The sequence below is a fragment of the Acidovorax sp. KNOB132 genome, from assembly GCF_057541515.1.
In genome coordinates this window covers 1-11,101 of the sequence record NZ_BAAJYT010000117.1, presented here as the reverse complement: position 1 = coordinate 11,101, position 11,101 = coordinate 1, and the positions used below count along the sequence as shown (strand labels likewise).

10 protein-coding genes and 1 pseudogene are annotated in these 11,101 nt (G+C 70.4%); 5 read left to right on the top strand and 6 right to left on the bottom strand.

From position 1 onward, the window contains the following. Positions 1-697 (top strand): phosphatase PAP2 family protein (locus AC27IO_RS15070; RefSeq protein WP_498739462.1); only part of this gene is annotated, 697 nt, incomplete at its 5' end. 10 nt (positions 698-707) lie between these two features. Here the strand turns inward: AC27IO_RS15070 and AC27IO_RS15065 are convergent. Beyond that, the gene (locus AC27IO_RS15065; RefSeq protein WP_284429118.1) at positions 708-1,949 is read right to left on the bottom strand and encodes an MFS transporter; all 1,242 of its coding nucleotides are present in this window, start codon (positions 1,947-1,949) and stop codon (positions 708-710) included. Positions 1,950-2,134: 185 nt separating this feature from the next. On the opposite strand from AC27IO_RS15065, the gene AC27IO_RS15060 reads away from it, so the two are divergent. The 3 genes from AC27IO_RS15060 to AC27IO_RS15050 all read left to right on the top strand — a co-directional run bounded on the left by AC27IO_RS15060 (position 2,135) and on the right by AC27IO_RS15050 (position 3,651). Beyond that, positions 2,135-2,845: a haloacid dehalogenase type II gene (locus tag AC27IO_RS15060; RefSeq protein WP_284429119.1), complete on the top strand. Its 711-nt coding sequence runs from the start codon at positions 2,135-2,137 to the stop codon at positions 2,843-2,845. Between the two features lie 75 nt (positions 2,846-2,920). Next, entirely contained in the window at positions 2,921-3,478 is a 558-nt protein-coding gene (locus AC27IO_RS15055) for a hypothetical protein (RefSeq protein WP_284429120.1), read from the top strand. Continuing rightward, on the top strand, positions 3,475-3,651 hold the full coding sequence (locus tag AC27IO_RS15050) for a hypothetical protein (protein ID WP_284429121.1): 177 nt from the start codon (positions 3,475-3,477) through the stop codon (positions 3,649-3,651). Before AC27IO_RS15055 ends, AC27IO_RS15050 begins: the two co-directional genes overlap by 4 nt. Before the next feature lie 37 nt (positions 3,652-3,688). On the opposite strand, the gene AC27IO_RS15045 is transcribed toward AC27IO_RS15050, so the two are convergent. From AC27IO_RS15045 to AC27IO_RS15030, 4 genes are all read right to left on the bottom strand, one after another. Next, positions 3,689-4,756, bottom strand: a complete 1,068-nt coding sequence (locus tag AC27IO_RS15045) for an adenylate/guanylate cyclase domain-containing protein (protein ID WP_498739459.1) — start codon at positions 4,754-4,756, stop codon at positions 3,689-3,691. Positions 4,757-4,950: 194 nt separating this feature from the next. Next, the gene (locus AC27IO_RS15040; RefSeq protein ID WP_498739464.1) at positions 4,951-6,867 is read right to left on the bottom strand and encodes a CocE/NonD family hydrolase; all 1,917 of its coding nucleotides are present in this window, start codon (positions 6,865-6,867) and stop codon (positions 4,951-4,953) included. Between the two features lie 21 nt (positions 6,868-6,888). After that, entirely contained in the window at positions 6,889-7,761 is an 873-nt protein-coding gene (locus AC27IO_RS15035; protein ID WP_498739457.1) for a Bug family tripartite tricarboxylate transporter substrate binding protein, read from the bottom strand. 149 nt (positions 7,762-7,910) lie between these two features. Then, entirely contained in the window at positions 7,911-8,924 is a 1,014-nt protein-coding gene (locus AC27IO_RS15030; protein ID WP_498739455.1) for a porin, read from the bottom strand. 223 nt (positions 8,925-9,147) lie between these two features. Between AC27IO_RS15030 and AC27IO_RS15025 the strand changes: the two genes are divergently transcribed. Continuing rightward, on the top strand, positions 9,148-10,074 hold the full coding sequence (locus AC27IO_RS15025) for a LysR family transcriptional regulator (RefSeq protein ID WP_284429125.1): 927 nt from the start codon (positions 9,148-9,150) through the stop codon (positions 10,072-10,074). 9 nt (positions 10,075-10,083) lie between these two features. On the opposite strand, the pseudogene urtE reads toward AC27IO_RS15025, so the two are convergent. After that, positions 10,084-10,789 (bottom strand): annotated as a pseudogene (gene urtE / locus AC27IO_RS15020) (urea ABC transporter ATP-binding subunit UrtE). Positions 10,790-11,101: the final 312 nt, after the last annotated feature.

Below are 11,101 nucleotides of genomic sequence, written 5' to 3'. Positions count from 1 at the left end.
CCCTGGACCGAGCGCTGGGCGGCGCCGCAAACGCCGCGCGCGGCTGCTGGCCACCCTGTGCGTGGCTGCCCTGCTGCTGCTGGCGTGCGCGCAGGCGCTGGCCGCCATCGCAGAGGAATGGGCCGCGCCCACCGCGTGGGCCCTGTTCGACGACACCCTGGCCGCCACGCTGCGCGCCACCGCCAGCGTGGCCACGCTCACCCTGTTCGCGAACCTGACCCATGCCGGCGACACCGCCGTGCTGACGGTGCTGGCCGTGGCGGTGGCCGCCGCCCTCTGGCTGCGCCGTGACCGCCTGCTGGCCCTGGGCTGGACGGCGGCGCTGGCCGGCAACGGGCTGCTCACGCGCGGCTTCAAGCACACCTTCGAACGCGTGCGGCCGGTGCACACGCACGAGATCGCCGTGGCCGACGGCTTCAGCTTTCCGAGCGGGCACAGCAGCAGCTCGCTGGTGGCCTACGGCATGCTGGCCTATCTGGCGCTGCGCCTGCTGCCCGCGCGCTGGCACCTGCCGGCCGTGCTGGTGGCGGTGGCCACCGTGTTCACCGTGGGCTGGAGCCGCGTGGTGCTGCAGGTGCACTTTGCCAGCGACGTGCTCGCCGGCTGGCTCACCGGCGGGGCATGGCTCGTGTGCTGCGTGATGGTGATGTCGGGCATCGGCCACTGGCGGCGCTCCCGCGCCACGCCCGTGGCTTGAGGGGGGGGCGTCAGCCCGCCCTGCGCGCGGCGCGGTCCGCCGCCAGGGACCACCCGAACACCGCCAGCCCGCCCAAGGCCAGCAGCACGCCCACCCAGCCGGTGGAGGTCCAGCCCAGGCCGGCCGTGATCGCCACGCCGCCCAGCCAGGCGCCCAGCGCGTTGGCGCAATTGAAGGCCGAGTGGTTGAGGGCTGCGGCCAGGGTCTGCGCCTCACCCGCCACGTCCATCAGCCGGATCTGCAGCGCCGGGCCGATGGCGACGATCGTGCCCAGCAGGAATGTCGCCGCGGCCGCCGTGACCACATGGTGCGCCGCGAACACGAAGCCGCCCAGCACCACGATGGACCACAGCAGCAGCCCGCCGATCGTGCGCATCAGCGATTTGTCCGCCAGGCGGGCGCCCACCAGGTTGCCCGCCACCATGCCCGCGCCGAACAGCGCCAGCACCAGCGGCACACCGGCCAGCGGCAGCCCGGCCACCTCGGTCAGCGTGGGCTTGATGTAGCTGAACACCGAGAACATGCCGCCGAAGCCGATCGCGCCGATGCCCAGCGTGAGCCACACCTGCTTGCGCCGCAGGGCGCCCAGCTCGCGCCAGGGGCTGGCGCCTTCGGCCGGCGGCTGGTAAGGCACGCCCCGGCGCACCATGGCCATGGCCGCCACCGCGATCAGCCCCACGAAGACGAACGCCGCGCGCCAGCCGAACACCTGCCCCAGCCACGCCGCGATCGGCACCCCCAGCAGGGTGGCCCCGGTCAGCCCCAGCATCACCAGCCCCACCGCGTGGGCGCGCCGCCCCGGTGGCGCGAGCGACGCCGCCACCAGCGCCGCGACGCCGAAGTACGTGCCGTGCGGCAGCCCCGTCACGAAGCGCAGCACGTTCAGCGACAGGTATCCGGGCGCCATCGCCGAGGCGAAATTGCCCAGCGCATACACCCCCATCAACGCGATCAGCAATGCCCGCCGGCCCCAGCCCGCCGCCAGCACGGCCAGCACCGGCGCGCCGATCACCACGCCCAGCGCATAGGCGCTGATGACATGGCCCGCCTGAGGAATGCTCACCCCGATGTCGCGCGCCACCTCGGGCAGCAGGCCCATGATGACGAACTCGCCGGTACCGATGGAAAACCCGCCCAGGCCCAGCGCCAGCACGGCGCGCAGCAGCGTGCGGTCGTCCCGCGCGGGGGCAGTGGGAGAGATAGCGGCCGCCGGGGCGTCGGCGCAAGGGGGAGGAATCGAAGGCGTGGTCATGGAGGAACGGCTGGCGGGCAAGCAGATCAGGGTTAACCCGCAGGCCAAAGACCATATCACGCTCCGCCGCGCTCCGCCGCGCTCCGCAGGCCGGGGGACATCGCAGAACGCGCCGCTATGCTTTGGCGGCAGCGGCCTTGCGGCCCCGCGAATCCTCTTTGCATCCATCCCCCCAAGGAGTCCCCATGAACGACCAACCCTGGCACGGCGTGCGCGTGCTGGCCTTCGACATCTTCGGCACCGTGGTGGACTGGCACGGAAGCATCGTGCGCGAGGTGCAGGCCCTTTATCCGCAGGTGGACGCCGACGCCTTCGCGCTGGCCTGGCGCGAGGGCTACCAGCCCGCCATGCAGCGCGTGCGCAGCGGCGAACTGGGTTGGACCCGCATCGACGAACTGCACCGCCTGATCCTGGACGGCCTGCTGCCCCGCTTCGGCCTGCAGCACCTGACCGAGCCCGAGCGCCAGCACCTGAACCGCGTGTGGCACCGGCTCGACCCCTGGCCCGACAGCGTGGAAGGCCTGCAGCGCCTGAAGCGCCGCTACACGATCACCACGCTCTCCAACGGCAACATCGGCCTGCTGACGAACATGGCCAAGCGGGCCGGCCTGCCCTGGGACTGCATCCTGAGCGCCGAGGTGTTCCGCGCGTACAAGCCCGATCCCTCGGTGTACCAGGGCGTGGCCCGCACGTTCGACCTGGCGCCGGGGCAGGTGATGATGGTGGCGGCCCACCACGAGGACTTGGCGGCGGCGCGGGAATGCGGGCTGCGGACGGCCTACATCGAGCGGCCATGGGAGTTTGGAAGGGCGAGGCCCAAGGACGTGTCACCGCAGGCGGGAAACGACTGGCATGCGGAGAGTCTGGTGGGGCTGGCGGAGCGACTGGGCGCGTAAGCCGGCACGCGAGGCGCCAGCATCGCACGTGGGACGGCGGCAGGTAAGCTCACCGTATAACCACAGCGCCGAGGGATGGATGACCGAACAACGTTGATGTGTCGACGCGACGGCTGCAGCAAGCCCGTCGAAATATCCGATCCAGGCCCGATGCGCCGGTTCATCCTCCAACTCCAGCAGTTGTACCAGGCCTCGACGCTGGCCGGTGACAACGCGGCGCAGTATTGGGCCGACATCGCGGTGAACTCCAGAAGCCCTTGGGCTCCATTGGCACACCTCCCCGGCGCCGTCGCGGTGTTATGGACACCCGAAATAGCACCAACCACCGCACTCACGCTCGGAACGGCAGGTTATGGATTCGCCGCTCTGCCCAAGAACCTGATTCACTTCACTACGACAGCCGGTGCTGCAGGGATAGCACGCACCGGAGTGATCCGAGCCAGCGCTTTCCCCCGTCATGGCATCTATGGTCCAGGTGTCTATATGGCGCGCATCGGGCGGCCCACCAATCTGATCGTGGCAGCGCAGGCCCGGGTTCCGATCATGCTGGCCACGCCAGCGGGCACGGCACGTATCCTTCCTTACCTGGTGTATGTGAGATGGGGACTCAACGGCGTTAAGGTCACCCGATGAGCAAACGGAAACCCTCCGACTATCTTCAAACGGCAACAATCTGGTTTGCCTGGGCCTGCTGGGCCATCGCCTACTGGCAGTCGAGCTGGTGGTGGGTGGCGGGGTCCATGGTTCCTTATCTTCTTTCGCAGAGTTTCGGCCACTTTTTGGACCAAGACAAAGACGGCGGATGAATTGCCAAGCCGCAGCCTCTTCGGGATTACCGAATGCTCAACCCGCCACCATCCCCTGCACGAACCGCCGCACACGCGCATCGAACTCCGCGCTGGTCGCGGTGAACTCCACCCCCGCCAGCACCTGATCGCCCACCGGCTTGAGGGTGACCACGCGGGCGTACACGTCCCGGGCCGGGTAGTGCACCAGCGGCAGGTCGAAGGCCAGGCGCAGCTCGCCATGCAGCGGCACGGTGCCGTTCAGCTCCAGCAGCGCGCCGTGGTAGCCCATGTCGCGCAGGATGCCAGGCACGGCATGGGGCATGACCATGCCGTCCTGCACCAGTTGCCAGCTGCACGGCAGGCGCGCCTCCACGCGGTGGCTGCGGCGGAACTCCTGGCGCGGCACCTTGAGCTTGCGGCTGGGCACCGCCACCAGTTCGCGCATGGACAGCGGCTCGTCGCGCCCCTTCACGAAGACCTGCATGGGCGGGGCCACCGAGGCCATGCTCCAGCAGCGCTGGTACACGGCCTCGCTGACCAGCACCTGCCCGCGCAGGGCGAAGGTGCGCAGTTGCTGGGCCTCGACCACCACGTCGCCCAGCAGCACGGGCGACTGGCGCACGCCCGGCGCACCGCCGAAGCCCCCCACCAGGGCCGGGCCGCAGGCGATGCCGATGCCCAGGTAGATGGACGGCAGGCGGTCTTGCAGGAAGGCGTCGTTGAGATCGCGCGTGGCCATCTGCAGGGCCAGGGCGCACATGGCGGCGCGGTGCACGTCGTCGTCAGGGCCACCGCTCCTGGCCGGATCGGCGCCCGGCGCATCGGCGGGCGCTGCCAGTCCGAAGACCACCGCCCCGGCATCGCCGGTGAGGTGGTCCACCTCGGCGCCGTAGCGGGCCAGCACGCCGTGCAGGCAGGCCAGGATGCGCTCCACCCAGGCCAGGGACTGGTCGGGCGGCAACTGGGCGGCCAGTTGGGAGAAGTCGCGCAGGCCGATCTTGAGCAGCGTCACCTCGCGCGGCTGCAGGTGCGGGCCGGCGGCGGGAGGCAAGGAAGGGGGAACGGAGGTCTGCGGGTGCGGGAGGGGGGGTGCCGGGGCGTCGCCAGGGGGGAAAGAGGACATGGGAGCGCGGTGCTTTCTCTTCGGGGTGGCCTTTGGGAACTGCGGGCGACGCGCCGGCCTTCTTCGCAGGAGGGCGGGAGGCGCCCGGCCGCGCGGCAGGCGCTCGCACGGCAAGCATAGAGGGCCCGCGTTGCCATGGTCAAGGCGGGCGGCCATTCTCCCCTATGGCGCCTTCGCCCCCTGCCGGGCCAGCGTCATCCGCCCGTGCCGGCCCCCGCGGCAGGCGCCCCACCCACGGCCTGCATCGGCAACACCACGCGGGACGCGCGCCCCGGCCCCATGTGCACGGTGTTGAACGCCACCACCCGGGGCCCCGCGCTCCCCTCGGGCGCACCGGTGTTGGGATTGACGTCGAACCGCGGAAAGTTGCTGCTCGAAATGTCGAGCCGGATCCGGTGGCCCCGGCGAAACAGGTTGGACGTGGGCATGGGCTCGATCGTGATCTGCACGGCCTCGCCAGGCACCATCAGTCCGGGGTGCTCCCACGAGTCGCGGTAACGGCAGCGCAGGATGCCGTCGGTCAGGTTCATCGCATACCCCTCGGGATGGTCTTCGCTCGGCGGGTACTGGTCGATCAGCTTGGCCGTGAAATCGGTGTCGGGCGCGGTGGACGAAACCCACAGCTCGATCACCACGGGGCCGGTGACCTCCACGTCGCACTCGAGCGGCGGCGTCTGGAACACCAGCACGTCGTCCCGTCCGGCCAGCGGCCCGAACGGCGCCCGCGCGCCGAACACGCCGCCGTGCGTGCACTGGTCGTAGGCGCCGGCCACCATCAGGGGCTCCCCGGAGGTGACCGAGCCGCCGATGGTGGGCACGGGGTTCGCGGGGTCGAAGCGGAAGGTCGCCTCACCCGCGCGCTCCGGCACGGCCCGGGTCAGCAGCCCGCCCGGCGCGAGGTACCACGGCGCGAGGGTGGTGCCCGGCAGGGGCCAATCGGCGGCACGGTGCCAGGACCCGCCGTGGTCGAGCCGGCCTTCGGGCGTGCGCCGCCCCGATCCCCCGCCCATGCGGAAGTAGCGCACGGCATCGGCCTGCCCCTCGGGCAGGGGTTGCCCGCGCAGCCAGTGGTTGAACCAGGCGAGCCGCATCTGCACATAGTCGGGTGCCAGCGTGCCGTCGAGCACCGCATCGGGCCCGAAGTCCACGTCGCCCGCATACGGCACGCTGCGCTCGCCGTGAGTCCAGGGGCCCAGCACCATGCGCACGTCGCCGTGCGTGCGCTGCGAAAGGCCGAGATAGTTGTCGGTGGTGGTCTGGGCGTACGGGTCCCACCAGCCGCACATCAGCAGCACGGCCACGCCCTCGAACGCGCCGTAGTGCCCTGCCGCATACAGCTCGGGCTGGCGCCAGTGGTCGTCGAAGCGGCCGCGCTCCCATTGCCCGAAAAGATAGTCCTCGTACTCGGGCGCCCACTGCAGGGGCGAGTCGCCCCGCGTCCAGGGAAGGCGCAGGAACCATTCGCCGATGTCGGCCTGCTCCAGCGCCTGGCGTGCCGCTTCCCCGATGCGGTTGCTGCCGCTGAGGGCATTGCGCAGCGCCCAGACCGCCTGCTTCATCTCGAACGCGCCCCCATGGCGGATGCCGCCGCGGTAGGCGTTGGCGAAGCCGCCGCATTCGAGGAACATCGCCTTGAGCCCCGCGGGCCGCTGGCTGGCCAGCGCGGTCTGGGTGTGGGCGGCATACGACAGCCCGTAGGTGCCCACCGCGCCGTTGCACCAGGGCTGCGCCGTGATCCACGCCATGGTGTCGGCGCCGTCGTGGGCCTCGCCCAGGTATTTGGTGAACTGCCCTTCGGAGCCGAAGCGGCCGCGGCAGTCCTGCACCACCACGGCGTAGCCCGCCCGTGCGAACCGCTCGGCCACTTCGCCGCGGCGCATCGGCCGGGGGTCGGCCGCCGTGCGCTCGCGCCGGGTTTCGGCATCCTTGCCGTAGGGCGTGCGCTCCAGCAACACCGGCAGCGGGCCGGCGCCGGGGGCCGGCAGGTACACGTCGGTGGCCAGGCGCACCCCGTCGCGCATGGGGACCCAGCAGGTGTGCCGGGTCACGCCGCTGGCTGCGGCGGTAGTGGTGGTGGCGCTGGCGGCGGCGTCCGCCGACGGAATCGTCATCGTGTTCATGGACGGCTCGCCTCAGTCGAGTTTGAGGTTGCGGTCCTTGACCAGCTTGGCCCAGCGGGCCGTGTCTTCCTGCATGAAGCGCGCCAGCTCCTGCGGCGTGGTGGGTGCCGGCTCGGCCCCCTGCGTCACGAGCAGGGCGGTCACCTCGGCGTCGTTCAGCGCTGCGCCGAGCACCTTGCTGATGTTCTGCACCCGGTCCGCCGGCGTGCCCGCGGGAGCGAACAGCGCATACCAGATGTCGTATTCGAAGTTCTTCAAACCGGCCTCGGCCATGGTCGGCACTTCGGGGAAGGCGCGCGACCGCTTGGCGCTGGCCACCGCCAGCGGCACGAGCTTGCCGGCCTTGATCTGCGCCGCCACGCTGGGAACGGCGTTGATGCCCAGCTGCACGTACCCGCCCGCCAGCTCGTTCACCGCCGGGCCACCCCCCTTGTACGGGATCTGCACCATGCGCGTGCCCGTGGCGGCCTGGAACAACTCCATCGACAGGTGCCCCGGACTGCCGTTGCCGCTGGTGCTGTAGTTGAGCGCGCCGGGGTCCTTGCGGGCCAGCGCGATGAGTTCCTGCACCGTGCGGACCTTGAGGCTCGGGTGCGTGGTGAGGATGGGCACGTTGACCACCACCCGCCCCACGGGCACGAAGTCGCGCGACGGGTTGTACGTGAGCTTGCTGGACAGCAGCGGTGCCGTCACCATGCCCGAGCCCGCCCCCATCAGCAGGGTGTGGCCGTCGGGCGGTGCCGATGCGACCGCCTGGAAGCCGGCCGCCCCGGGCCGGTTGTCGATGATGACCGGCTGGCGCCACTGCTCCGACATCTTGCGTGCCACCACCCGCATGGCCGTGTCGGCCGCGGCACCCGCCGGGAACGGAATCACGATGCGCACCGGCTTGTCGGGAAACTCGGCGGCCGGCGCCGCATGGGCGCCCGCCCCCCCACAGGGCCAGGCCCGCCAGACCGGCCGCCAGCAACGGCCGGACCCGGTGCCCGGAAACGGGGCGCGAAAAGAAGGCCCGCAGGGCCGCACAGCTTGCCTTAGAAATCATGTCGCACTCCTGCGCCCACGGCGCGCACCGCCACATTGCTGCGGCTCGAATCGATTCCGTCGCGGTCGATGAACGCCTGCAACTCCGTGCGCTTGGACAGCGCATACGTATACGCCACCTGCTGGCGCTTGCGAAGGCCCCGCACGGAGGCCTGCACGTCCCGCTGCATCACGTTGACCACCAGCGCGTGCGGGCCGGCGGAGAACCGGCTGCCCACCAGCCAGTAGTCCACATCGGTGCGCGCGGTGGCCGAGGCCTTCGCATACGCATCGCGGCCCAGCAGCACATAGGGCTCGATGGCACCGAAGTCGTAGCGCACCGCCACCTGCCACTTGCTCGAAAACTCGTTGGCCAGCAGGCCGCCCGGGCGCGTGTCCCGGCCGTAGCCGATGCCCGCCGACCAGGGCCCGGCCGCGTAGTTCAGCCCCAGGTCGAGCGACTTGGCGCCGTTTTCCTGATCGGGTGTCTTGGGGTCGCCGCGCAGGTAGTAGCGGGCCCGCACGTTGACGCCGCCCCAGGTGGGGCTCTGGTAGCCCACCGCGTTCGAGGTGCGGTTGCGTGCATTGAGAATCGACGTGCCGATGGCCGTGGCCCCGGCGTCGTTGGCGGCGAACGAGGTGATGCGCGTGACCTGCGAATACAGGGGCGATCCGGTCGGATTGGCGGAATCCAGCCGGCCCAGCGCCACCGTCCCCGCGCTGCCGCGCAATGCCACGTAGCTGTTGCGGTAGGCGGGCGTGGTGGCGGCTCCGGTGTCCGCGTCCAGCCCCATCTCCACGCCGAACAGGGCGGCCATGCCGTCGCCCAGGTCCTCCTTGCCCCGAAAGCCCAGGCGCGACGCGTTGTCGCGCTCCTCCGTCACCGAGCCCGCATTGCCGGTCTTGACATGGTTGATGCTCAGTCGCACCTGGCCGTACGCCTGCAGGTCCTGCGCCCAAGCGGGCGGCGCGGCCGATAAGAACAGGCCGCTGGCAGCCAGTGCGAAGGGAAATGGGGGCCTCATAACGTCTTGCTCCTTGGGGTGGCGTCGTGCCGGTGTTGGCGGATGACGCTGCCGATTCTGTGGAGCGGGGTCCTTCGCCACAACGCTATGACAAAGTCGGATGACCCTATGCAGCGGACCGCATGTTTGCGCCGGGCCGCGACCGGTGCAAAGATGCGGGACGGCCCCGCGCGCCCTTTGGCTGGCGCGCGCATCCCGGGGGCCGGCGCACCGTTCCATGCCCATGAACTTCAAGCAACTCGAAGCCTTCCACGCCATCATGCTCAGCGGCTCCACCACCGGCGCGGCCGAGCGCCTGGGCCTGTCGCAGCCCGCCATCAGCCGGCTGCTGGCCCAGCTGGAGGAGGACCTGGCCCTGCGCCTGTTCGTGCGCGAGAAAGGCCGCCTGAGCCCCACCGCCGAAGCCCACGCGCTGCTGCACGACGCCCAGGGCCTGATGGACTCGGCCCAGTGCTTTCGCCGCCATGCCGAGCAGTTGCGCCTGGGCGGCTTCAAGCGCCGGCTGCTCAAGGTGGCCGTGCCCAGCACCCTGGCGACCACGCTCATGCCCGTGCTGGCCCGGCGCTTCATGCAGGCCCATCCTGACGTGGTGCTGGAAGTGCTGTCGGGCTCGTACAACGACGCGGAGCGCGCACTGCTCAGCCGCGATGCGGACATCGGGCTGGTGCGGCTGCCCATGGAAATGCCCGGGCTCGCCACCCGTGCCCGCCTCGACTCCGAGGCCGTGTGCATCATGCCCAAGGGCCACCCGCTGGAACACCTGAACGAGGTCGGCGCCACCGACCTGATCGACGCCAGCCTGATCCTGCTGGGCCGGCAGCGGCAGATACGCCACGACATCGACATGGCGTTTCGCCAGCGGCGGGTGCAGCCGCGCGTGGCCCTGGAGGTGCACTCCATCAGCGAGGCCTGCGCCCACGTGGCCCAGGGGCTGGGCGTTTCCATCGTGAACGCCCTGCTGGCGCAGCACTGCCCGCACGGTGCGATCGCCTCGCGCCCGTTCCGCCCCCGCATCGCCTACCAGCTGGGCATCGCCACGGTGGCCCAGGCAGCGGCATCGCCCCTGCACGACACGTTCACGCAGCTCTTGGTGGAGGGGCTGGTTTCGCCGCCGGGGGATGCCGGGGCGGCCACGGCGCAGCCGGCCTAGGGCGCGGGTTCAGATCGCCACGAGGTGGCGGATGCCCTTGGCCTGCATCTCGCTGCCCGGGCCCCGGGCGATGACTTCGCCGCGCTCCATCACGAGGTACTCGTCGGCCAGCTCCTCGGCGAAGTCGTAGTACTGCTCGCACAGCAGGATGGACACCGGATGCCCGTCCAGCCCGTGGTCGGCCAGCTGGCGGATGACGCGGCCGATGTCCTTGATGATGCTGGGCTGGATGCCCTCGGTGGGCTCGTCCAGGATCAGCAGGCGCGGGCTGGGCGCCAGCGCCCGCGCGATGGCGAGCTGCTGCTGCTGCCCGCCCGACAGGTCGCCGCCGCGGCGGCCGAGCATCTGCTGGAGCACCGGAAAGAGTTCGTACAGATGGGGCGGCACGGGGGTGGAGCCGCTCTTGTAGGCCAGGCCCATGCGCAGGTTTTCCTCGACGGTGAGGCGGCCGAAGATCTCGCGGCCCTGCGGGACGAAGCCGATGCCGGCGCGGGCGCGGTCGTAGGGGGTCCTGGACTGGATGGGGTGGCCTTCCCAGGTGATGGTGCCGCTTTGGATGGGAACGAGGCCCATGAGGCTCTTGAGCAGGGTGGTCTTGCCGACGCCGTTGCGGCCGAGGAGGACGGTGACTTTGCCGGGGGGGGGCGGTGAGGCTCACGTCGCGCAGGATGTGGGAGCCGCCGTAGTACTGGTGGAGGTTTTGGACGGTGAGCATGGGGTTTTGATGTCTTTTGGGCTTGATGCCCTAGTTTTGATTGGCCTTGTTGCTATTGTTTTTATAGCTTTTGGATGATTGGGTTCCGGGGCCGGGGTATGCGCCCGGCGGCGCACTCACTTCTTTGTCTTCGCCAAAAGAAAAGTAAGCAAAGAAAAAGGCGAACCCTGCTGGCTGCGTCCCTGCGCTTCGCTCCGGGCAACCTGCGGTGCTCGTGCGCGGGGTGCGCCGTGGAATCGCTTCGCGCTGCGCGCTGCGCTCGGACAGCCACGGCGAGTCAGTTCACGAAGCAGGTGTGTCCTTCGGCACACC